Below are 22,039 nucleotides of genomic sequence, written 5' to 3'. Positions count from 1 at the left end.
AGCCGCGCGCCGCGTTCACCGGTTCAAGACCTCAAGGAGCCCTTCATGGTCAATTTACAGTCACGCAGTTTACGGGTGTATGCCGACGCGCTCGAGTATTTGGATCAGACTCGGCTCCCCCAGGCCGAAGAGTGGGTGCGCTGCGACTCTCCCGAGGCGTGGCAGCACGCGGTCAAACGCCTTGCCATTCGCGGGGCGCCGCTGATCGGCTTGAGCGCCGCCTTCGTATTGGCCCAGTACGCGGCGCGCCATCCGCAAAGCGATTGGCAGTTAGTGAGCGACCGCTTACGGGCAACGCGCCCGACGGCGGTGAACCTAATGTACTGCCTGGATGCCATGGAAGCCTGTTTTGCCCAGGGCGCGGACGCCCTGGCCGAGCGTGCCAAAGCGCTGTTCGAAGAGGACCGCGCCCTGTGCCAACGCATGGCCGAGCGGGGCGCCGACCTGCTGGCCTCCGGCGACCGCGTGCTGACCCACTGCAACACCGGCGCGCTGGCCACGGCGGGCGTAGGTACCGCGATTGGCGCGCTGGCCATCGCCAAACAGCGCGGCATCGATCTGCATGTCTATGTGGATGAGACCCGCCCGCTGCTTCAAGGCGGCCGCTTGACCGCCTGGGAGATGGCGGATTTAGACATTCCCTACCAGTTGATCACCGACAGCATGGCGGCCAGCCTGATGGCAGCGGGCAAGGTGGATAAAGTGATGGTCGGAGCAGATCGCATCTGCGCCAACGGCGACTTTGCCAACAAAGTGGGCACTTACATGCTGTCGGTGGCGGCGCACTACCATCAGGTGCCGTTTTATGTGGTCGCCCCTTACACCACGGTCGACCCCGCCTGCGCGACCGGCGCGGCGATTCCCATCGAGCAGCGCGATGGCGCGGAGGTGCGCGGTGCCACAGGGGCGTTTGGCGGGGTGGTGTGGGCACCGAGCGATGCGCCGGTGTGGAACCCCGCCTTTGACGTAACCCCCGCCAAGCTGGTCACCGCCTGGATTTTGGATACCGGCGTGTTCGACGCCGCTGCCATTGCCCAGGGCGAGCATCTGCGGGGGTGGCACTAACTCATGGCAGCCATAGACGCCCGCACGCAATGCAGTATCGGGTAAGCAATACGGCCTTCCAGCGCTTCGAACACCACTTTCAGCCCCTGGCCTGGAAACTGCTCAAACGCTGCGCGAATCTGCGCCAGGGTCGCTGGGTCCAGGTTGACCACCTCTTCCAGTGCCAGTTCGCTGCCTTGAATGGCGTCGCTCAAATGGCGGTAGACCGTATTGGCGGCCAGCCCGCGCTGCTCGGCGACCTGTTCCGGCGTTAGCCCTTGGCGCAGTAGCGCGGCAGATTCTAGAGCGCTGCTGCCCACCGGGATGCTGGCGGTAGCCTCGTCGGGGTGGGCTAGCACCACCGCCAGAAAGCCTTCGCCGTAATCTTCTAGCTTGCGTGCGCCGATGCCCGAAATGGTGCCCAGTGCCTGCAGCGTTTGCGGTTTTTGCGCTACCAGCTCGGCCAGGGTGGCGTCGTTGAAGATCACGTAGGCGGGTACGCCCTGGGCATCGGCAAGCGCCTTGCGATGCTGGCGCAGTGCTTCCCACAGTGCGCCATGGCCCTTGGCGGCGGATGCCCCTTTGGCTCCGCGCCGCGCTGGCTTGCTGGGTTTGCGCAGGGTGAGACGTTGCTCGCCGCGCAGTATGGGCCTGGCGTTGGCGGTGAGCTTGATGCCGCCATGTCCCTCCATATCAACGCTCAAATAGCCGCTGGCGATCAGCTGACGAAACAGCGCTTTCCACTCGCTGGCGGTGAGCTCCTGGCCGATGCCGAAGGTGCTCAGGCTGTCGTGGCCAAAGCGGCTGATACGCTCGTTGCGCTTGCCGAGCAGCACATCCACCAGATAAGTGACGCCAAAGCGCTGTTCGGTGCGGTAGACACACGACAGCGCCTTCTGCGCGGCCACGGTGGCCTCCCAGGTGTCGGGCGGGGTGAGGCAGTTATCGCAGTTGCCGCAGGGTTCATCTAGCGAATCGCCAAAGTAGTGGAGCAGCGCCTGACGGCGGCAGCTAATAATCTCGCAGAGCCCCAGCATGGCATCGAGCTTCTGTTGCTCGATGCGCTTCTGCTGGTCGGCGGCACTGGAGTCCTGCTGCATCTGGCGCAGGGTGATCACGTCCTGAAGGCCGTAGGCCATCCAGGCATCGGCGGGCAGCCCGTCGCGTCCGGCGCGGCCGGTCTCCTGGTAGTAGGCTTCGATGCTTTTGGGCAGGTTGAGGTGCGCCACGAAGCGTACGTCGGGTTTGTCGATGCCCATGCCGAAGGCAATGGTGGCGACGATCACCACGCCATCTTCGCGCAGAAAGCGGGTTTGGTGCTGCTGGCGCTGCTCGGCTGACAGTCCGGCGTGGTAGGGCAGCGCGGTGAGTCCCTGGCGGGCCAGCCAGGCGGCGGTCTCTTCCACCTTACGGCGGGAGAGGCAGTAGACGATGCCCGCCTCGCCGTCGTGATGCTCGCGGATGAAACTCAGCAGCTGCTCTTTGGCATTGCCCTGATTTTCAGCGATGTGGTAGCGAATATTGGGGCGGTCGAAGCCGTTGTTGTAGAGCGCGGCTTCCTGAAGCTGAAGATGCTCCATGATGTCGTGCCGGGTAGGCACGTCGGCGGTGGCGGTGAGCGCGATGCGCGGCACGTCAGGAAAACGCTGGTGCAGATGGGAGAGCTGGCGATACTCGGGGCGGAAATCGTGCCCCCATTGGGAAACGCAGTGGGCCTCGTCGATGGCGAACAGCGCAATGCGCGTCTGCTCCAGCAGCATCTGCATGCGCGCCGTGGCCAGCCGCTCGGGCGCGACGTAGAGCAGGTCCAGCTCGCCTGCGCGCAGGCGGTTCTCCACCTCCATCGCCTCATGCATCTCAAGGCTGGAGTTGAGATAGGCGGCGCGCACCCCGTTCTGAATCAGCGCGGCCACCTGATCCTGCATCAGCGCGATGAGCGGCGAGACCACGATGGCGGTGCCAGAGCGCAGCAGCGCCGGGATTTGATAGCACAGCGATTTGCCGCCGCCGGTGGGCATCAGCACCAGCGCGTCTCCGCCGCCCGTCACGTGCTCGATGATGGCCTGCTGGGGGCCACGAAAGCGCTCAAAGCCAAAGACGTCTTGCAGTACCTTGAGGGCTGCCGGGTCGCCGTGCATCGCTGCTCTCCTTGTCGTGTGCGTGAAGGAGAATTGTCGCACGAAAACTCGAGTGAGTTGGGTTAGCGAATCCCCGCCCGTAAAAACGATTGCACGAACTGGCGCTGGAACAGCAGAAAAGCCACCAGCAGCGGCGCAATACTCAGCAGTGTGGCAGCGCTGACGGTGGCCCAGTTGACGCCGGTTTCTGGCGCGGAGAACACGCCCAATCCCACCGTCAGCGGGCGGCTCTCCACGGAGTTGGTCACCACCAGCGGCCACAGGAAGTTGTTCCAGTGGTGGCTGATCGACACCAGCCCGTAGGCCAGATAGGTGGGCTTGGCCAGCGGCACGTAGACCTTCCACAGAATTTCCAGCCAGCCACAGCCCTCGATACGGGCGGCGTCCTCCAGCTCTCGGGGGATGGTCTTGAAGGTCTGACGCAGCAGGAAAATGCCGAAGGCGCTGGCCACGTAGGGCAGGCCAATGCCGGTGATGGTATTGATCAGCCCCAGCTCGCTGGCAATACGGTAGTTCTCGACGATCAGCACTTCGGGAAACACGAATAGCTGAATCAGCACCAGCATGAACAGCAGGTGCTTGCCGGGGATCGGAAAGCGGGCAAAGGCAAAGGCGGCCAGCGTGCAGACCACGAACTGGGCCAGTACCACGCCGGTCACCAGCGCGAAGGTGTTCAGGTAGTAACGCGCAAAGGGGGCCTGGGCCCAGGCGTTCATGAAGTTATCCAGTGTGAGCGGGGCGAACAGATCGAAAGTCACCATGAATTCGCTGGGGTGGAAGGCGGCCCAAAAGGCGTACAGCAGTGGAAAGATCCAAATAACCGCGAGTAGCCATGCCGCTATCGTTTCCAACGCTGGTAGGGAGTAGTCGAAGCGCGCGCGGGGCGCGTAGGTAGCGGGCGTATTCATTGGTAGTGCGTCCTGCGGTCCAGGATTGTGAACTTCAGCGTGGCCACCACCGCCAGTACCAGCAGAATGACCACGGTGATGGTGGCCGCCATGGTGCGGTCGAAGAAGGAGAACGCGTTCTCGTAGACGTAATAGAGCAGCAGGTTGGTGGCGTTATTGGGCCCGCCCTTGGTCAGAATGAACAGGTGGTCGACCACCCGCACCGCATTGATCAGCGCGTTGATCAGCACAAACAGCGTGGTGGGCATCAGTAGCGGAAAGGTGACCCGCCAGAAAAAGCTCCAACGGTTCGTCCCTTCAAGGTCGGCAGCCTCTTTTAACTCGGGTGGGATGCTCTGCAGCGCCGCGAGATAGAAAATCATAAAAAAGCCGGTTTCTTTCCACACCGACATGACGATGACCGAGCTTAACGCAACGCTTGGATCGCCTAGCCAGTTAACGCCGGAAAATCCCAGCGCACCGAGCACACTGTTAAACAGCCCAATCTGCGGCGCATAAAAAAACATCCAGATATTGGCCGCGGCGATCATGGGTAGAATCGTCGGCGTAAAGTAGGCCATACGTACAAAACCGCGCCCCGGCAGTTTGCCGTTGACGAATAGCGCCATGCCCAAGGCCAGCGCAATAGAGGTGGGAATGGTACCTAGTGCATAGAACAGATTATTGCGGGCTACCTGCCAAAACGTTGGGTCATCGAACAGCACCTGATAGTTCTCGATGCCTACGAATTCAGGGGGCGCACCGCGGAAGCCGGGTAAGAAAAGGCTGTTAATGACCGTAGAAACGGTCGGCAAATAGGCAAACGTTGTCAGCAGCACCGCAGCGGGTAGCAGCAGAAGCGCGCCATAGAGCTGCATTTTGCGGTGGTCGTTGAATGACATAGAGCAGTACCAGACGTTGGAAAAGCCGGGGCATGCCCCGGCGAACAGTCATATGTCTGACGATTAGCGTGCGTAGCGGCGCAACACGCTGTCGGCTTCTTGCTGTGCTTGGCTAAGTGCTTCCTCTGGCGACATCTGTCCGGTCAGCGCCGCTTGTACAGCGTTATCCAAGGCGCGGCGAATGCGGCCTCCTTGGTAGGTGGAAAGCTCCGCCGTGCCGTGTTCCAGCTGGTCACGGGCGACCGCTGCGGGTGGGAACTCTGCCACATAGCGTTGTAGCGCGTCGGTTTCGTAAGCGGCGGGGCTAACGCCCATGTAGCCGGTCTCGATCGACCATGCGGCGGCACGCTCGGGCGCGGTCATCCAGCGGATGAAGGTCATCGCCGCGCGCTGCTCTTCTTCGCTGGCATCTTCAAAGATGTAGAAATTGCCGCCGCCAGTGGGGCTGCCGCGCTGGGTCTTCATGGGCAGCATGGCGACGCCAAATTCGAAATTGGCCTCGTTGCGTACGGCGGTCAGGTTACCCGTCGTGTGCCACATCATGGCGGTGGACTGCTCTAGGAAGTTCTGGCGCAGAGTGCCCCACTCGATGGTGCCGCTAGGCATGGCATCGTGCTCGGTAGCCAGCGACACCCAGTATTCGAGAGCTTCGATGGCGGCCGGGTCGTCAAAATAGACCTCGGTGCCATCGTCGTTCATCAGGCGATGGCCGTTCTGGAAGGCGAACGCCTGGAACATCCAGTAGGGGTAGCCGGTGGACGGTACCATCACGCCCCATTGTTCTCCGTTCGAGGCTTCGCGCACGGCAGCCGCCATCTCGGCCATCTCTTCCCAGTTTTCCGGCGGCGTTTCCGGGTCCAGGCCAGCGGCTGCAAAGGCGTCCTTGTTCCAGAACAGCACGATGGTGGAGCGCTGAAAGGGGATACCGTAGGTCTTGCCATCCAACTGACCGTTCTCCATCAGCCCGGGGTAGAAGCTATCCAACCATTCGCGCTCTTCGTCGGTTTCGACCAAGTCATCGAAGGCCACGATGGCGTTCTGCTCCAGTAACTCGTAAAGGTCGATAGAGAACAGCACCGAGAGCTGAGGCGTATCGCCCGCTTCCATGGCGGACATGGCGCGCACGCGAGTGTCGTCGTAGTTGCCTGCGTAGATGGCTTCTACGTTGATATCCGGGTGTTCGCTTTCGAACTCGTCCACCAAGTTGTCAACGACCTCGGTCAGTGCGCCACCTACGGAAACAGGGTAGTACATCGTCAAGTCGACACTGTTAGCGCTGGCGTGACCGGCACCTAACAGTGCTGCGGCGATGGCTGTCATTGCAAAAGAGAACTGAGAACGCATGAGAGACTCCACAAGTGTTTGTGATGTTGTCAGGATGAGAGCGGTCAGTGTTGGAAAGAGCCCACGGCGGGCGGGCGCGGTACGCTTCGATGCGAAGCGGGTAAGGCAAGAGGCGCTAACGCTTGCTGACGCAGACCCTGTCGATCAAACAAATGGGCGCTATCTGGCGTCCAGTAGAGTTTGCAGGGCTTACCCGAGAGCGCTTGCTTACCGCTCAGGCGAACGCGCACGGTGTGATTGCCGACGGCGACATGGGCAATCGTGTCGGCACCTAAGTACTCATCACTGAGTACCTGGGCCGGAATGCCTGCCTCGGATGCTGGGCGCAGTTCGATATCTTCAGGGCGCACGCCCAGCTGCCCCCCGGCGGCCTCCATGGGAGCCACTGGGGTCGAGGGTTCGCCCTCGATAACGGCCCCCTGGTCACCTTGCACCAGAGGCAAAAGGTTCATGGCTGGGCTGCCAATAAAGCTGGCGGCAAACGCACTGGCGGGCTGGTTATAAAGTTCGTCGGGTGTGCCGTCCTGCACGATATGTCCTTGTTGCATCAAGATCACACGGTCTCCCATGCTCATGGCCTCCACCTGATCGTGAGTGACGTAAACCACCGTCATATCGAGTCGTGATTGCAGGGCTTTGATCTCCCTGCGCATATCGCTGCGCAGCCGCGCATCGAGGTTGGACAGCGGCTCATCCATCAAACAGATGGGGTGCTCAGAGATAATCGCTCGCGCCAGCGCCACCCGCTGACGCTGGCCGCCGGAAAGCTGGGCCGGTTTGCGGTGCAGGTAATCCGTCAGGTCCACCAGCTCGACCACCTGGGCCAGGCGCTGCTGCCGTTCTGCCTTCGCTACCTTCCGGCTGCGCAGGCCAAAGACGATGTTGTCGGCCACGCTCAAATGCGGAAATAGCGCATAGGACTGAAACACCATGCTCAGCCCACGGTCGCCAGGTGGCAGGCGTGTCACATCGCGCTCACCAATATGAATCTCCCCGCTGCTGGCTTCTTCCAAACCTGCGATCATGCGCAGCGTGGTGGATTTTCCACAGCCTGACGGCCCCAGCAGGATGACGAACTGCCCAGGCTGAATGTCGAAGGAAATGTCGTTGACTGCCGTGGTCGCGCCCCAGTGCTTGGAAACGCTTTGAAGGCGTATTTGCGGCTGTTGTGACATAGCACCTCCAAGATTGGCCGTGGGCTTATAGGTCAATCATGTGATGGAGGTGTTGCGGTTGAATGACGCTCGTGTGGCAGGGGTGTGACGTATGGGGCTAAGCATCAACGAGAGATGTTAATGCCGTAACGCTGCAACCGGCGTACGACGCTGGACTGGCTGATACCCAGCCGCTTGGCGATGGCGTAGGTGCTGGGCAGCGTGTGACACAATGTTCGTAGCGCGTCCCGCTCTAACCGCTCTAGGTACTCTTTCAAGCTTTCGCCTGAGGCGAGCGGTGCCGCGATAGGTGAAGCAGATACATTCGCCAAGCGGTGGGTATGCTGTTCGGTATAGGCCTGCGTAGCAGGCACTTCAATTTGATCGGTGGGGCTTGAAAGCCAGGCTCTCTCCAGCCAGTTTTCCAGCTCCCTGACATTACCCGGCCAGTCGCTGCCCATGAGGGTCGACCATACGTGATTACCGAGAATTTTCTGCCGCCCATAGCGCTGGTTCAGCCGTTGTAAGCATGCTTCCACCAAGTCGGGAATATCCTCACGTCGGTCGCGCAGCGGTGGCAGGGTGACCGGGATGACGTTGAGGCGGTAGTAAAGGTCGAGGCGGAAACGCCCCGCTTCCACCTGCTTGCCCAAATCCTGATTGGTCGCGACCACCAAGCGAAAATCGACCCGGCGGGAGCGCGTATCCCCAAGGCGCGTCAGGCTGCCATCCTGGATGACTTTCAGCAGCTTGGTTTGCATTAACAACGGCAGCTCGCCGATTTCATCCAGAAACAGCGTGCCCCCTTCGGCCTGTTCCAGCAGCCCCGCTTTGCCTTGCCGTGCTGCACCGCTAAACGCGCCGGGCTGGTAGCCGAACATCTCCGACTCAAACAGGTTGTCGGGAATTGATGCGCAGTTGACCTCGATGAAAGGGCCATGATGGCGCTCGCTCCAGCGGTGGAGCTGCTTGGCAAAGGCCGTCTTGCCCACGCCAGACTCCCCCAGCATCAGCACGTTGGCATCCGATGGTGCCACGCGCTTGAGCAACAGGGCGATTTCCCGCATCACATGGCTTCTGACCTGAAGGTGGTCCAGCGCAGCATCCAGCGCTTGCTCTTCGGCATCGGGCGCGGCCTGGCTGCGCTTTAAGTGTTCGCTAAAGCGTTTTTGTAGCAGGGCGTACTCGTCCTGCAGAAGCTGTAAGTCGGTGAGATCTCTTGAGCGGCTGATAATGCGCTCTAGCGTGCCGTTGACGAACACCGGGTAGGCTTCTGCGATGACGCGGCGACCCGTGCCGGTGATTTGCATTAGCTGAGCGGGCTGGCGGGTGCGCATCACTTCCAGGGTGATGGAAGGTTTCAAAACGCCGGCCGCCTGCAGCTGTTGAACGCTGCTGGAGAGCAGCTCTTCCCGCGAGACGCCGTACACCGCCTCGGCACCTGGGCTTATATCCAAGATTTGACCGTCGCCACTGACAATAAAAAAGTGGTCATTCGCGGTTTCCACAATGGTTTGCAGTACGCGCCTGTCGATTTCACTCATGCGTCCCTCCTTAATCTACCGCCGCCGCTTTTATAGCGTTGGATGAACAGGTTAATGCAAAGATGACTCATTGATTCATTTTTGCATTGATTCATTGGCTTATCGATTCATTTTTGCATCGATAAGGCGGTAAACCTACCTATTTATCAGCGTGGGTAACTTGGCATGGTCTGTGCAGTACCTGTGTATGAGCTAGATAAATCGCTAGGCCGTCAGGCTAGCCACAATAAATCCAAGGAGAGAACGATGTCGGAATTCAATCAGCCGCTGGGCGGCAACACCATGCCGCGCTTTGCCGGTCCTGCCACCATGATGCGCCTGCCCACACAAGAGAGTGCCGAAGGGCTGGATGCAGCGTTTATCGGCATTCCCATGGATATCGGTACATCGAACCGCCCCGGTACCCGCCTGGGGCCACGCCAGATTCGCGATGAGTCGCGCATGTTGCGCCCCTTCAACATGGCCACGGGGGCAGCTCCCTTCGAGCGTCTTCAGGTCGCCGATATCGGTGACGTGCCCATCAACACCTTTCATCTGCCGAAAAGCGTCGACATCATCACCGCCTTCTACGACGACGTGCTGAAGCATGACTGCATTCCTCTCACGCTAGGGGGCGAGCACACGCTGACGCTGCCGATTCTACGCGCCATGGCCAAAAAGCATGGCCCGGTGGGCTTGATTCATATCGATGCCCATGCGGATGTGAACGAGCATATGTTCGGTGAGCCGATTGCCCATGGCACGCCGTTCCGCCGCGCCCAGGAAGAGGGCTTGCTGGCTCATAACAAGGTCATGCAAATCGGTCTGCGCGGCACCGGCTACGCCCCCGAAGATTTCGACTGGTGCCGCGAGCAGGGTTTCCGCGTGGTGCCTGCTGAAGAGTGCTGGCACCGCTCGCTCGCTCCGCTGATGGCGGAAGTGCGTGAGCAGATGGGCGATATCCCGGTGTATATCAGTTTTGATATCGACGGCTTAGACCCCTCCGTTGCCCCTGGCACCGGCACCGTGGAAATGGGCGGCCTGACCTCTGCCCAAGGCTTGGAAATCGTGCGGGGCGCTGCGGGCTTGAACATTGTAGGCGGGGACTTGGTAGAGGTATCGCCACCTTATGACCCCAGCGGTAATACGGCGCTGATGGGTGCCACGCTGCTGTATGAAATGCTCTGCGTACTGCCGAGTGTTAAGCGTAACGCCTAAACCTAGCATGCACGTGTTCGTGAAAAAGCGCTGACCTAACAAGGCGCATACGACAATACATAAGAAGGGGAGCCGCGCTTCCCTTCCGGACGCCGCCAGCCCACCTCCAATAATCACACTCAAAAGGTGAATCGTATGTCTCATTCTCAAGCGAAGTCGGAAGAACCGACATCGACGGCCCCCATCCCTAGCCGAGATTTACTGAAGTTTCTGATCCCTTCCATCATTGGGGTAATGCTGTTTTTGGTGCCTTTCCAAATAGGTGATTCGATCAATATTGGCATGGGGATTATGGCAGATGGGCTGCAATCTCTGCTGGAGGACGCCTTACCCGCTATCGCGTTGTTCGTATTGTGCCTGTCAGTCGTCGTGACGCTCTACGTTAAAGTCACCCAACCTGCCTGGGCGAAAAGTGGGCCTTTCCACGATATGTTCAATGTGGGCGCGATTTGGATAGCCATGCGGGTCTTGGGCGCCGTTTTTGTCATCATGACCTTTTTCCAGTTTGGGCCTGAGTTCGTCACTGCGTCGTTTACCGGCGGTGTCATGCTCAATGACTTAGCCCCTGTGTTGTTGACCTTTTTCTTCTTTGCTGCCGTATTGCTGCCATTTCTGGTCGAATTCGGTTTCATGGAGTTCATTGGCACCATGGTACGCAAACCGTTTCGCATTATTTTCAACTTACCTGGGCGAAGCGCTATCGATGCGACTGCCTCTTGGATGGGGTCGGGAACAGTGGGTGTGCTAATTACTGCCCAACAGTACGAGCAGGGCTACTACAATGGCCGCGAAGCCTCGGTGATTGCAACGAACTTCTCTGTCGCTTCCATCGCTTTTAGTCTGTTAGTAGTCAATTTCGTCAATCTCAATCACCTGTTCGTACCGTTCTACTTTACCGTCGTAGTGTCGGGCTTAATTGCTGCGGTGGTTGTCTCGCGGATTCCGCCGCTGTCGCGTAAATCCGATGACTACTACGAGCCGGTCGGCTGCCAGTTAAGCGAGGAGCGCACCGAAAACGTGGGCCTGTTCCGCTACAGCCTGTTGCAGGCCACCCGCCGCGCAGCGGGCGCACCAGGGCCAAAAGAACTAGCACGGTTGGCGCTGCTCAACGTCATCGATATCTTTCTGACGCTGCTGCCATTGGTGTTTGCGATTGGCACCGTGGCGCTGATTTTGGCCGAGTTCACGCCGCTATTTACCTGGCGCTCTTACCCCATGGTGCCGGTGCTGGAACTGTTGCGTCTTCCCGAAGCCCAGGCGGCCGCCCCTGCCACGCTGGTAGGATTCGCGGACATGTTCCTGCCTGCCGTGCTGGCCACCAATATCGATAGTGAGTTGACCCGCTTCGTAATTGCCTGCCTTTCCATGACGCAGCTGGTGTATATGTCGGAAATTGGTGCGCTGCTGCTCAAGTCGAAGATTCCCATCAGGTTCTGGGAGCTGGCCGTGGTGTTTCTGCTGCGTACGGCCATTACGCTGCCGATCATTGCCTTCATGGCCCATACGTTTTTCTTCTAAGAGGTCATGTATGAACGAGTCAACGACGATGACCTGCGCCGATCTGTTGATCCATCTGCTGCGCGATACCTACGGCGTGCGGGCACTGTTTGGCATTCCCGGTGTACACACGGTCGAGCTGTACCGTGGCCTGGAAAGCAGTGAGGTAGAGCACATCACTCCGCGCCACGAGCAGGGGGCTGGCTTCATGGCCGATGGCTATGCCCGTGCCAGCGGTCAGCCGGGGGTATGCTTGATCATCACCGGGCCGGGGATGACCAATATAGCCACCGCCATGGGCCAAGCCCTGGCGGACTCCATCCCTATGCTGGTGATCTCCAGCGTTAACCGACGCGATACCTTGGGTTTAGGTCAGGGGCGGCTGCACGAACTGCCCAGCCAGCAGCAACTGATCAGCGGCGTGGCGCGGTTTAGCCACACGCTGCTGGATGCCAGCACGCTGCCGGAAGTACTGGCCCGCGCCTTTGCCGTGTTCAGTGGTGCTCGCTCAGGCCCGGTACATATCGAAATCCCTATCGATCTGTTTAATGCGCCTGTCAGCGTGCCGACTAGCTGGCAAGCGCCCACGCTATACCGCGCGGCTCCCGACCCGGAAGGGCTGGCCGAGGCGGCTCGGCTACTCAAGGCGGCGCAGCAGCCTCTGGTGCTGTTAGGGGGTGGTTGTGTGTCAGCGCCAGACGCCGCCAGGGCCCTGGTAGAGCAGCTGGATGCCCCCACGGTGACGACTATCAACGCCAAGGGGCTGCTGGGGTGTAATCACCCGCTGGACCTGGGAGCCAATGCCGCGCTGCCCGCTGTGAGGGAGCTGGCTGCCAGTGCCGATGTGATTTTGGCCGTAGGTACCGAGCTTGGCGAAACTGACTATGACGTCGTTTTCGACGACGGCTTTCATCTCAACGGCACGCTGATTCGTATCGACATCGATCCCGAACAACTGGTGCGCAACCAGCGTACTACGCTCGGCCTGGTGGGCGATGCCGGGCGGAGTTTGCAGCTTCTGCTCAAGCATTTTTCTGAGCCGCTGAAACGTCAGGGCGTCGAGCGAACGGCCTCTACTCTGAACGCTTTGGATTTGGCCAACGATCCCGCGTTTAGCGATTTCGTGCCGCTCTACGCAACGCTGGCCGACCATTTGCCTGACGCCATTCTCGTGGGCGACTCCACCGCGCCGGTGTATGCCGGCAACCACCTCGTCAGCCAGCCCGCGCCGCGCCGCTATTTCAATGCGTCTACTGGCTACTGCACCTTGGGCTATGGGCTGCCTGCGGCACTTGGAGCACAGCTAGCCCGGCCTGATCTCCCCGTCGTGGCGCTGGTGGGAGACGGCGGAGTGATGTTTACACTCTCGGAACTCGCCACCGCCGTGGAAGCTCGTCTGCCCGTGGTCGTCGTGCTATGGCATAACGCGGGCTACGAAGAGATCCGCCGCTATATGGATGCCAACGGCGTAGCTCGCTTGGGGGTCGATATTCAAGCGCCCAACTTCCTGACTCTGGCCGAAGGCTTCGGCTGCCCGGGCATGCTGGTAGAGAGCCCCGACGAGCTTTCCGAGGCGCTCGCCAACCGTGCTCCCAGCGGGCCGCTACTGATCGAGATCGACGCCGCTGCTTGGCAGCGCGCGTGCTCACCTTCTGACTAGGACGTTTCCATGCAGACACTCAACCAGCAGTTCATCAACAACCAGTGGGTTGCATCGAAGGGCACCCGTTTGCTCGACGTGATGAATCCTTACCTCGAGGAGCGTATTGCCCAGGTCACAGCGGGAGATGCCTCAGATGTCGACGCTGCCGTCAACGCCGCTCAACAGGCTCAACCTGAATGGCAGGCGTTGGGAGGGGGCGCACGTGCCAACTACCTCGATGGATTTGCTGATGCACTGGCGTCTCGCCGAGAGGCATTGATCACTCTGTCGGCCACCAATAACGGTAAGCCCCTGGTGGAAGCAGGCATTGATCTGGACGATGCGATTGCCTGCTATCGCTACTACGCCAAGCAGGCCACAGCGCTGGATGCTCGGCAAGGGGAGCGGGTCAATGTCGACATGGACGGCGTGGAAGCACGTACGTATCACGACCCTGTCGGCGTCGTGGGGCTGATTGCACCGTGGAACTTCCCGCTAGTGACCAGCGCCTGGAAGCTGGCGCCTGCCTTGGCTGCAGGCTGTACTGCCGTGCTCAAACCGTCGGAAGTGACGCCACTGCCTGAACGGGTGCTGGCGGAGATCGCGCTGGAAATCGGCTTGCCCGCTGGGGTGTTGAATCTGCTCAATGGTGACGGTGAGGGCATCGGCGCGCCGCTGACGAACCACCCTGGCGTGGATAAAATCTCCTTTACCGGCAGTAACCGCGTGGGCGAGGCCGTCATGCAGGCTGCCAGTACCCGTACCGCGGGCGTATCGCTGGAGCTGGGCGGTAAATCACCCATTGTAGTGATGGAAGACGCAGACCCTGCCCAAGCCGCTGACTGGGTGATGGCCGGTATCTACTTCAACGCTGGGCAGATCTGCTCAGCCACTTCGCGTCTATTGGTACACGAAGACATTGCCGAAGCCCTCTATGCGGCGCTTGCCGAACGGATGGATGCGCTGACACTGGGCGACCCGCTTGCCGAAGGTACCGACTTAGGGCCGTTGACCAGCGCCAAGCAGCGCGATGCGGTAAAGCGTTATCTGGATATTGCCGAGCAGGAAGGGCTCACGGTAGTGCGCGATGGGCGGCACCGCACGCTACCCGCGCAAGGCTATTTTCTAGCCCCCACGCTTTACCGCGATGTGCCAGTTCAGAGCCGTTTGTGGAAAGAAGAGATCTTCGGCCCCGTGCTTTGCGGCCATAGCGTGACCAGCGAAGCCGAAGCCATTCGGCTTGCCAATGCCAGTGACTTTGGCCTCGCCGCCACGGTGATCAGTGGTGATCCGGAACGCGCCAAGCGCATTGGCCGCCAGTTGAGGGCAGGCAGTATTTGGTACAACAGCGAGCAGCTCGTACTGCCCGAAACCGCCTGGGGCGGCTTCAAGCGTAGCGGCATTGGCCGCGAGTTGGGGCCTTGGGGACTGAGTGCCTACCTAGAGGTGAAGCATGTGGTTGGCCCAGCGACGTAATGCGCCGAGCCAACACTCACGTCTGATTGCGCAAAATGGTCGGTGCTGACCACTGCTGACACACGGGCATGACTTCCAGGCGGGTGATGTTGACGTGGGCAGGCAGGGAGGCCACATGCAGCGCCTGCGTGGCCACGTCTTCCGGCTGGAGCGGTTGAGCACCTTCGTAGTAGCGGTCGGCGACGCTCTGGTCGCCCTTCATGCGCACCAGGGTGAACTCGCTGGCCGTCATGCCGGGGGCCAGGTCCGTGACGCGAATGCCCAGCGGGCCCACGTCACAGCGTAGGTTATAGCTGAACTGCTCCACGAAAGCCTTGGTGGCACCGTATACATGGCCGCCCGGGTAGGGCGTATTGGCGGCAATGGAGCCCAGGTTGATGATCGTGGCCCCTGAGGGAGAAGCGCACAGATGCGGCAGCAAGTGTTTGGTGACGTTGACCAGCCCTTTGATGTTGGTATCGATCATACGGTGCCAGTCATCCAGTGATGCTTGCGGTGCCGGATCCTTGCCCAGCGCCAGCCCGGCATTGTTGATCAGCGTGCGCACCCGTTGAAAAGGCTCGGGCAAGGCCGCCACGACGTTGGCCACCGCTTTGGCGTCGCTGACGTCCAGCGCCGCCGTATGAGTCGGTACTTGTTTTTCAAAGGTCGCCTGTAGCTGCTCTAGACGTTCCTGGCGTCGGCCTGTCAAAACGAGTGCCCAGCCTGCCTGGGCAAAGAGGTGAGCGCACGCGAGCCCAATGCCGGACGTCGCACCGGTGATGAACACGACCTGCTTGGTTTCGTGCATGGAGAATACTCCCACAGTGACTTGATATTGAACCGCTCGGGAAAGCGTCATTGGGTGACGAATCCGAGCGCTTGAGTATCCATCTTTAGTCGCACTCTTTCGCCGCGTCTCTGAAAAGGCGCCATTCTCTGGGCGATTGCAGCCATCGTCATTGACGAAGCCTGCCTTCTCGAACGCCGATTTGAGCGCCTTGGCGGCTTGTTTCAAGATCGAGCCAGCATCACACCCAATAACGACAACCATAGAGAGCCTTCCCATGCGGAAACACCTGCTTGCCACGCTGGCGACCTTAGGCATGTTGACGACAGCCCCGTTCGCGCTGGCCAACCCCATCGAGATTCAAGTCAATAACACCATGAGCGAGGGCGGTTCCGAAAGTGCCGCCGTAGAGCGCTTCGCTGAGTATTTGGAAGAGAAAGCGCCCGGCCGCTTTGACGTGCGGCCTTTCCTAGCCGGTTCGCTAGGCGGCGAAAACGCCGTGCTGGAACTGCTCAACTTGGGTCAAACCCAGCTCTCCATCACCGGCGGTAACTGGCGCCAGCAGTATGCGCCTGAATATGACGCCATTACGGTTCCTTTCGTGTTCACCACCTGGGAGGAAGTGGATGCCTACATGGAGAGTCCGTCCGGCCAAGCGCTGGTGGAGCAAGCCGAAAGCCAGGGCGGCTTGAAGTATTTTGGTTTGCAGCACCGCGGGCCCCGCCATATGACGGCGAATAAAGAGATCCACACGCCGGACGATCTGGAAGGCTTCCGCCTGCGCCTACCGTCGCTGCCGGTATGGCTGGAAGTGTGGGAAGAGATCGGTGCTCAGGTCGTCAACGTGCCCGCGCCCGAAATTTATCTTGCCATGCAGACCGGTCAGGTCGATGGCCATGAGAACTCGCTCTCCTCCCCCTACACTCGCCGTCTCTGGGAAGTACAGGACTACCTGATCATGACCAGCCACGTACAGTTCCCGTGGAGCTGGGTGGCCAGTTCGCGCTGGTGGGACGGCCTCGAAGCCGAGGACCAAGCGCTGATCGAAGAAGCGATCGACGTGGCCCGTCAATACGGTTCAGAGCAAGAGCGCGAACTCGACGAGTTCTATCTCGAGGCCCTTCAAGAGGAAGGCATGACCGTGATCGAGCCAGACGTTACGCCTTTCCGTGAAGCCGCGTTACCGGCCATTGACCGCGTCATGGCGGATATGGCCGACGGTGTTCGTGAAGACGCGCTGGGTCATCAAGACCCGTAACACACGTAGCACAGCGCTCGCGACGGCCCCTTGGGTCGTCGCTGTTTTAGACGTCAGGTCAATACGCTATCAACGACGGGTTTCCATAGGCGATCAAAAAACGTTCAGATAAGGAGCTTTCTGGTGGAAGACGCGGTAGCGCCCAGCAAAGGGTTGGATCGAGTGGCTTTCTATACGCTAAGGAGTGTGACTCGTCTCTGCGACGGGGTGGGCGTTGCGCTCATGGCCGCTATTCTGCTGCTGATCGTGGCGGCCGTGATTGCCCGCGACCTGCTCGGCATTGGGATGCCCTGGACAGAAGAGGTGGCTTCGATGCTAGCCATCTATGCCATTGGTTTTGGGTCTTTATCGGCTTGGGTGCGCGGCGAGCACCTTGCCGTTGATCTGTTTAGTCACAAGCTTTCCGGCCTGGGTCGGCATGTTCAATATCGTCTCACGGCGCTGATCTCGTTTGGCTTTTTCGCGCTTGCCGCTTGGGGGGCGTGGATCATGTCGGACGTGAGCGCCAACAATAAAACCGTCTCGCTCAGCATCAGTTTCAGTTACCTCTATTACGGTGTCTTTTTCAGCTTTGTTGGCATGGCGCTGATCGCCCTGTGGCAATGCGTGCGTGGTCCCGTGGTGTGGTTGGGCGCGGCCCGTGAAGAGGAGGCCTCTCGGCCATGACCGAATTACTGATTTTTGTCGGTGGCCTGCTAGCGCTCATGGCGATGGGCTTACCTGTCGTGGTCGCCATCGGCGTGACGTCCTTTGTTGCCCTCGTCGTGACGGGAACCGGCGGGTTGCCCGTCGAGCTGCTGCCATTACGGATGGTACAAACCCTCAATAACTTTACGCTTTTAGCAATCCCGCTGTTCATCTTGGCCGCCAATATCATGAATATCGGCTCCACCACGACGCGCATTTTTGACTTTGCCACCGCCTTGGTGGGCTTTACCAAGGGCGGCCTGGGCCACGCTAACGTGGTCGCCAGCTCTATTTTTGCCACTATGTCGGGCACTGCCGTCGCCGACGCTGCCGGGCTTGGCAGCATCGAAATCAAAGCCATGAAAGAGCGTGGCTACGCACTGGGGTACTCGACCGGCATCACGGCGGCCTCCAGTGTGATCGGCCCCATCCTCCCGCCCAGCATCGCCCTCGTGGTCTATGGCTGGCTGGCCAATGTGAGTATCGGTGGGCTGTTCATGGCGGGGCTACTGCCGGGCATATTGATGGCGCTGCTGCTCATGGGCATGACGCTATTGCTATCGGCCAGTGGCAAGGTGGTGATGCCGAAGCCGGTTCCCTTCGATGCGTGTGAAGTCGCCTGCACGGGAAAACGTGCCATTCTGCCGTTGATGATGCCAGCGATCATTGTCGGTGGCATCTGGGGCGGCTTTTTCACACCGACAGAGGCAGGCGCGATTGCCTCGCTCTATGCGGTGATTTTGGGTGGCTTGATCTATCGCGATTTGAGTTGGCGGGACCTTTTCAATGCTTTCCGTCGCACCCTGATGTTCAGTGCGGTGATCCTGCTGATTATCGCGGTATCTAGCTTCTATGGCTGGATTCTCGTGCGTATGGGCATCCCCCAGGCGCTGGCGGGCCAAGTGGCTAGTATCGATATGCCCATGTTCGTGCTGCTGCTCTGCTTTGCGCTGTTCTTCCTGCTGATCGGCTGCTTCATGTCGGTGATCGAAAGCATCCTAATTTTCACCCCCATTGTCGTGCCCGCCGCGCTGAGCGCCGGGCTAGACCCCGTACACTTCGGTATCGTCATGGTGATTACGCTTTCGGTAGGCGTGATTACCCCGCCGTTTGGCACGGTGCTGTTCTTGATGGTGGGCATTACACGCTTACGCTATGACCAAGTGGTGGCCGCGATACTGCCCTTCTTGCTGCCCATCCTGGCGACCATTCTGCTGCTGATCGCCGTACCTGGGCTGGCCACTTGGCTGCCCGATGTCATGGGGTATTGAAGAAGAGTCGTTTGCTTCGCCCCTTAGACGCTAGTGACGTGAGGGGCGAAGACGAGGTGGGTATTAGAAGAACGAAGGTAGATAAGTAGCTTCTTTACCCATCCGCTCTAATCTTCTCGATAATCTCCGCCAGCGCTTTCTCTGCCTGGTTGTTATCTACTTGGCAGGTGCCCGCGTTCAGGTGACCGCCACCGCCGTAGCTTAGGCACAGCTCGCCTACGTTGGTGCGGCTGGAGCGGTTGAGGATCGATTTACCAATCGCTAGCACGGTGTTCTGCTGCTTGAGCCCCCACATTACGTGAATCGAGATATTGCAGTCGGGGTACATGGCGTAGATGACAAAGCGGTTGGTCGCGTAGATGATGTCCTCGTTGCGTAGGTCCAGCACCACCACGTTGCCATGTACGGTAGCGCAGCGCTTGATCTGCTCTTTCGCTAACGTTTCGTGTTCACGGTAAAGCGTAGTGCGCTCGTGTACATCGTCGAGGGCGAGGATTTCATCGATGGTGTGCTCTCGACAGTAATCGATCAACTTCATCATCAACTGATAGTTGGAAATACGAAAATCGCGAAAGCGGCCCAGGCCCGTGCGGGCATCCATGATGAAGTTCAGCAGCACCCACCCCTGAGGATCGAGAATCTCGTCTTTATTGAACTGGGCAGAATCACCTTTATCGACGGCGTCCATCATGTCGTCCCAGCGGGCGGGGAAGGCCTCATGTCCGCCGTAGTACTCCCAAACCACGCGGGCCGCAGACGGGGCGTCTGCATTGATGATGTGGTTGTCGGCCCGCTCGACGTTACGCACCGTTTCGCTCAAATGGTGATCGAAAGCCAAGTGGCAGCCAGGCACGTAGGGCAGGTTGGTGGTGATGTCGTTGGCATCGATCTCAATGTTGCCGTCCTGCATGTCCTTCGGATGCACGAAGGTAATGTCGTCGATGAGGCCCAAATGCTTGAGCAGGGCACCGCAAACCAAACCATCAAAATCGCTGCGGGTCACTAAACGAAACGTGGATGCTTGTTGGGTAGACATTTGTTTTCTCGATACGATGAACGGTGACCAAAAGATACCAGCAGTTATGTTGGGTTAAAATAAGCCTTTCTGGCCTTGCAACCTCTCCCTCCAACGCTTCTGCTTTGACCGCTATCTCTGATGCTTAATTAGCCTGCGTGCTGAATGGCATGAATCGCTGGGTCCCATGTGTCAAACATAAACAAGTTTTCGCTAATTAAAAGTCGCGAATCAGTGGATATATAACCGCGCATTTATTAAATAAGCTTTTGAAAAATATATGATATATGAGTTTTTGGTATGCCCTGGTACGTTGACTGCAATGACTGGGCAAGAGCGAAAAGTTAGGACGACTCGCCGCTCTTATCGATCGTGAAGTTGCAACGTTGTGAATATTGAACGCTGAATTGAACGAAAGAATTGCCATTAGGAGGCACGACCATGAAAAAGGAAGCTCTCAAGAAACTGGGTATTCTGGGTGTATCGTTTGGTCTGGTAGCAAGCCCATTGGCGTTTGCGATGGAAGAGCACGAAGAGCAGCCTACAACACCGCAAGAAGAGACCATGCAGGACGAGCAAGGCACCTATAACTCCTACGACACCGGTCAGGAGCAGGATGCCACGACGGATGACGTGACCACCGAGTACGAAGAGGAAGAGCAAGAATTTACGTATGAAGAAGAGGAAGAAGAGCAGGAGCAGTGGGAAACGGAAAAGAACGACACGTCTGGCCAGTAACCCCCTCTTAGCGAAAGGAAGTCCTTCACCTCACGCTCATGGATGAGCAGCACAGTGCCCCGCCATTGCGGGGCACTGTTGTGTTGGAATTATTGTGTTGAAATTATTGTGTTGGAAGAGTGGCAACGTTTAATAAAGCGCCGTATCTCACTAGACGGATAGGCTATGGTAAAAGCAACGCTTCATTAACATGAACACCCGACAAGGACGTTGCTAACGTGTTTACCTGGCAAGAAGTGCCGCACCTTCCCCGTGCGGAAGGGCGTATAGATGCGATCGATCTCGCCCGTGGTATAGCGATTGGGCTGATGATTCTCAGCCACACGGTGAGCGGGCTGATTGGCATACGCAACGTGCCCGATTGGGGCATGGTGCCCGTCCACTTTCTTACCAAGTTCTCTTCTTCTCTGTTCATTTTAGTATTTGGGATTGCGCTGGCCGTGGCGTTTTTAGCGTCTACCCAAACGGATGCATGGCCAAGAAGGCGGCTAAAACTGTGGGTGCGCGCGATAGAAGTGTGGTTTTGGTACAAGGCGCTCACCATCGTCGAGATGCTGCCGTATTACGCGCCTGGCGATATTGTCGATGCGCTACTTTACCAGCGCTTTGCGATTTGGGTAGAGATTCTCGGCTTTTACGCCATTGCGCTACTCTGGGTGCCGCTCGTGCTGCCGCTATGGGCGCGCGCACCGCTATGGAGTCGGTGTACGCTCATTATTGGCTTGACCACGCTTTCTGCCTGGCTGCAGGGGTTAAGCTTTGGCGGTAACGATACCTTGAAAGCGTTGCTGGTCGATCATGAAGACCACTACACCTGGGGGCAGCTCAGCCGCGCGCCGCTGATTTTGACGGGCCTGCTGATCGGTGAAGCCCTGCTGCGCTGCTATTTTGATACGGCGCTGCGGCGACGACTGGTGCTGGCACTGGTGGGCGTGGGGGCTGTCATGGTCGCCGCGTTCTATGGATTGGCCTTGGCCGAAGGCGATGTGTCTGCCGCGATGTTGGCGGTGGCGAATAACGATGGCAAGCACCCGCCTGGGCTAAAATTCACGCTGTACAGCGTGGGTGGTGCGCTGGTGATTCTGGGCATGGCGCTAGCGGGTGGGTCGGCGGCATCTCGGGTGTTGACACCGCTGACGGTCGTGGGTAGCGATGCCCTCAAAGCGTTCATTTTTCACATTGTAATGATTTTTCTGGTGCTGCGTTTTCTGCTGGAAGGAGAAGGCATGTACACCTATCCACAGGCGCTTGGCGTCGGTGGGCTGTTGATTATTGGGGCCGCGCTGTGGATTTGGCTAACGCGCTGGATCGCCCGATACAAATAATTCGCCACCATCAGCGGTAGGAGGTCGATGCCTGTCAAGCTTGTTGGAACCTGGAATCAGGCGGCTTCTAATCGCTGATCGCGTTGAACCAGCGGGTCTTCCCGGTCCGGGTTCAGCCAGACCGTCCGGCGCGGTGTCCAGTTCCGAGTGG

General features: G+C 59.0%; 18 protein-coding genes. 10 read left to right on the top strand and 8 right to left on the bottom strand.

From position 1 onward, the window contains the following. Positions 1–45: 45 nt before the first annotated feature. Positions 46–1,065: an S-methyl-5-thioribose-1-phosphate isomerase gene (gene mtnA / locus MHM37_RS13730; RefSeq protein ID WP_239297048.1), complete on the top strand. Its 1,020-nt coding sequence runs from the start codon at positions 46–48 to the stop codon at positions 1,063–1,065. Here the strand turns inward: mtnA and recQ are convergent. The 6 genes from recQ to MHM37_RS13700 form a co-directional block, all read right to left on the bottom strand. Beyond that, complete coding sequence (recQ, locus tag MHM37_RS13725) at positions 1,062–3,182, bottom strand: DNA helicase RecQ (protein WP_239297047.1); 2,121 nt, start codon at positions 3,180–3,182, stop codon at positions 1,062–1,064. The two genes, mtnA and recQ, sit on opposite strands and share 4 nt — an antisense overlap. Positions 3,183–3,244: 62 nt before the next feature. Beyond that, the gene (locus MHM37_RS13720) at positions 3,245–4,090 is read right to left on the bottom strand and encodes a carbohydrate ABC transporter permease (protein WP_219861873.1); all 846 of its coding nucleotides are present in this window, start codon (positions 4,088–4,090) and stop codon (positions 3,245–3,247) included. Beyond that, complete coding sequence (locus MHM37_RS13715) at positions 4,087–4,971, bottom strand: sugar ABC transporter permease (protein ID WP_239297045.1); 885 nt, start codon at positions 4,969–4,971, stop codon at positions 4,087–4,089. The genes MHM37_RS13720 and MHM37_RS13715 overlap by 4 nt, the downstream gene beginning before the upstream one ends. 63 nt (positions 4,972–5,034) lie before the next feature. Continuing rightward, a complete protein-coding gene (locus tag MHM37_RS13710; RefSeq protein WP_239297042.1) occupies positions 5,035–6,315 on the bottom strand; it encodes an ABC transporter substrate-binding protein in 1,281 nt (426 codons plus the stop codon). 44 nt (positions 6,316–6,359) lie between these two features. After that, positions 6,360–7,490 carry an ABC transporter ATP-binding protein gene (locus MHM37_RS13705; protein WP_239297039.1) on the bottom strand — a complete coding sequence of 377 codons (1,131 nt, stop codon included), beginning with the start codon at positions 7,488–7,490 and terminating at the stop codon, positions 6,360–6,362. 104 nt (positions 7,491–7,594) lie between these two features. Next, positions 7,595–9,013, bottom strand: a complete 1,419-nt coding sequence (locus MHM37_RS13700; RefSeq protein ID WP_239297037.1) for a sigma 54-interacting transcriptional regulator — start codon at positions 9,011–9,013, stop codon at positions 7,595–7,597. 246 nt (positions 9,014–9,259) lie between these two features. Here MHM37_RS13700 and speB point away from each other — a divergent pair, with 246 nt between their 5' ends. From speB to MHM37_RS13680, 4 genes are all read left to right on the top strand, one after another. Beyond that, positions 9,260–10,210 carry an agmatinase gene (gene speB / locus MHM37_RS13695; RefSeq protein WP_239297035.1) on the top strand — a complete coding sequence of 317 codons (951 nt, stop codon included), beginning with the start codon at positions 9,260–9,262 and terminating at the stop codon, positions 10,208–10,210. A gap of 135 nt (positions 10,211–10,345) precedes the next feature. Beyond that, positions 10,346–11,728: a YjiH family protein gene (locus MHM37_RS13690; RefSeq protein ID WP_239297033.1), complete on the top strand. Its 1,383-nt coding sequence runs from the start codon at positions 10,346–10,348 to the stop codon at positions 11,726–11,728. A gap of 10 nt (positions 11,729–11,738) precedes the next feature. Next, complete coding sequence (locus MHM37_RS13685; RefSeq protein ID WP_239297032.1) at positions 11,739–13,367, top strand: 5-guanidino-2-oxopentanoate decarboxylase; 1,629 nt, start codon at positions 11,739–11,741, stop codon at positions 13,365–13,367. A gap of 9 nt (positions 13,368–13,376) precedes the next feature. Continuing rightward, a complete protein-coding gene (locus tag MHM37_RS13680) occupies positions 13,377–14,825 on the top strand; it encodes an aldehyde dehydrogenase family protein (RefSeq protein ID WP_239297030.1) in 1,449 nt (482 codons plus the stop codon). Between the two features lie 16 nt (positions 14,826–14,841). On the opposite strand, the gene MHM37_RS13675 is transcribed toward MHM37_RS13680, so the two are convergent. Next, on the bottom strand, positions 14,842–15,615 hold the full coding sequence (locus MHM37_RS13675) for an SDR family NAD(P)-dependent oxidoreductase (RefSeq protein ID WP_239297083.1): 774 nt from the start codon (positions 15,613–15,615) through the stop codon (positions 14,842–14,844). Between the two features lie 256 nt (positions 15,616–15,871). Between MHM37_RS13675 and MHM37_RS13670 the strand changes: the two genes are divergently transcribed. From MHM37_RS13670 to MHM37_RS13660, 3 genes are all read left to right on the top strand, one after another. After that, positions 15,872–16,852, top strand: a complete 981-nt coding sequence (locus MHM37_RS13670; RefSeq protein ID WP_239297028.1) for a TRAP transporter substrate-binding protein — start codon at positions 15,872–15,874, stop codon at positions 16,850–16,852. Between the two features lie 123 nt (positions 16,853–16,975). Further along, positions 16,976–17,518 carry a TRAP transporter small permease gene (locus MHM37_RS13665; protein WP_139525757.1) on the top strand — a complete coding sequence of 181 codons (543 nt, stop codon included), beginning with the start codon at positions 16,976–16,978 and terminating at the stop codon, positions 17,516–17,518. After that, positions 17,515–18,810, top strand: coding sequence for a TRAP transporter large permease (locus tag MHM37_RS13660; protein ID WP_239297027.1), 1,296 nt, complete (start codon positions 17,515–17,517; stop codon positions 18,808–18,810). Before MHM37_RS13665 ends, MHM37_RS13660 begins: the two co-directional genes overlap by 4 nt. 94 nt (positions 18,811–18,904) lie before the next feature. Here MHM37_RS13660 and MHM37_RS13655 read toward each other — a convergent pair whose 3' ends face one another. Then, entirely contained in the window at positions 18,905–19,846 is a 942-nt protein-coding gene (locus MHM37_RS13655) for an exopolyphosphatase (protein WP_239297026.1), read from the bottom strand. A gap of 420 nt (positions 19,847–20,266) precedes the next feature. Here MHM37_RS13655 and MHM37_RS13650 point away from each other — a divergent pair, with 420 nt between their 5' ends. Together MHM37_RS13650 and MHM37_RS13645 are read left to right on the top strand one after the other, a co-directional pair. After that, on the top strand, positions 20,267–20,563 hold the full coding sequence (locus MHM37_RS13650; protein WP_139525754.1) for a hypothetical protein: 297 nt from the start codon (positions 20,267–20,269) through the stop codon (positions 20,561–20,563). 218 nt (positions 20,564–20,781) lie between these two features. Then, positions 20,782–21,888, top strand: a complete 1,107-nt coding sequence (locus MHM37_RS13645; RefSeq protein ID WP_239297025.1) for a heparan-alpha-glucosaminide N-acetyltransferase domain-containing protein — start codon at positions 20,782–20,784, stop codon at positions 21,886–21,888. Positions 21,889–22,039: the final 151 nt, after the last annotated feature.

The sequence above is a fragment of the Halomonas sp. MMH1-48 genome, from assembly GCF_022348105.1.
Lineage (GTDB): Bacteria > Pseudomonadota > Gammaproteobacteria > Pseudomonadales > Halomonadaceae > Vreelandella > Vreelandella piezotolerans.
This window is presented reverse-complemented; position numbering and strand designations above follow the sequence as displayed.

Coding starts and splice junctions, on each gene's coding strand:
- MHM37_RS13670 (WP_239297028.1), top strand. CDS start 15,872: ATGCGGAAACACCTGCTTGCCACGCTGGCGACCTTAGGCATGTTGACG.
- MHM37_RS13685 (WP_239297032.1), top strand. CDS start 11,739: ATGAACGAGTCAACGACGATGACCTGCGCCGATCTGTTGATCCATCTG.
- MHM37_RS13680 (WP_239297030.1), top strand. CDS start 13,377: ATGCAGACACTCAACCAGCAGTTCATCAACAACCAGTGGGTTGCATCG.
- speB (WP_239297035.1), top strand. CDS start 9,260: ATGTCGGAATTCAATCAGCCGCTGGGCGGCAACACCATGCCGCGCTTT.
- MHM37_RS13715 (WP_239297045.1), bottom strand. CDS start 4,971: ATGTCATTCAACGACCACCGCAAAATGCAGCTCTATGGCGCGCTTCTG.
- MHM37_RS13655 (WP_239297026.1), bottom strand. CDS start 19,846: ATGTCTACCCAACAAGCATCCACGTTTCGTTTAGTGACCCGCAGCGAT.
- mtnA (WP_239297048.1), top strand. CDS start 46: ATGGTCAATTTACAGTCACGCAGTTTACGGGTGTATGCCGACGCGCTC.
- recQ (WP_239297047.1), bottom strand. CDS start 3,182: ATGCACGGCGACCCGGCAGCCCTCAAGGTACTGCAAGACGTCTTTGGC.
- MHM37_RS13700 (WP_239297037.1), bottom strand. CDS start 9,013: ATGAGTGAAATCGACAGGCGCGTACTGCAAACCATTGTGGAAACCGCG.
- MHM37_RS13710 (WP_239297042.1), bottom strand. CDS start 6,315: ATGCGTTCTCAGTTCTCTTTTGCAATGACAGCCATCGCCGCAGCACTG.
- MHM37_RS13720 (WP_219861873.1), bottom strand. CDS start 4,090: ATGAATACGCCCGCTACCTACGCGCCCCGCGCGCGCTTCGACTACTCC.
- MHM37_RS13690 (WP_239297033.1), top strand. CDS start 10,346: ATGTCTCATTCTCAAGCGAAGTCGGAAGAACCGACATCGACGGCCCCC.
- MHM37_RS13675 (WP_239297083.1), bottom strand. CDS start 15,615: ATGCACGAAACCAAGCAGGTCGTGTTCATCACCGGTGCGACGTCCGGC.
- MHM37_RS13660 (WP_239297027.1), top strand. CDS start 17,515: ATGACCGAATTACTGATTTTTGTCGGTGGCCTGCTAGCGCTCATGGCG.
- MHM37_RS13705 (WP_239297039.1), bottom strand. CDS start 7,490: ATGTCACAACAGCCGCAAATACGCCTTCAAAGCGTTTCCAAGCACTGG.
- MHM37_RS13650 (WP_139525754.1), top strand. CDS start 20,267: ATGAAAAAGGAAGCTCTCAAGAAACTGGGTATTCTGGGTGTATCGTTT.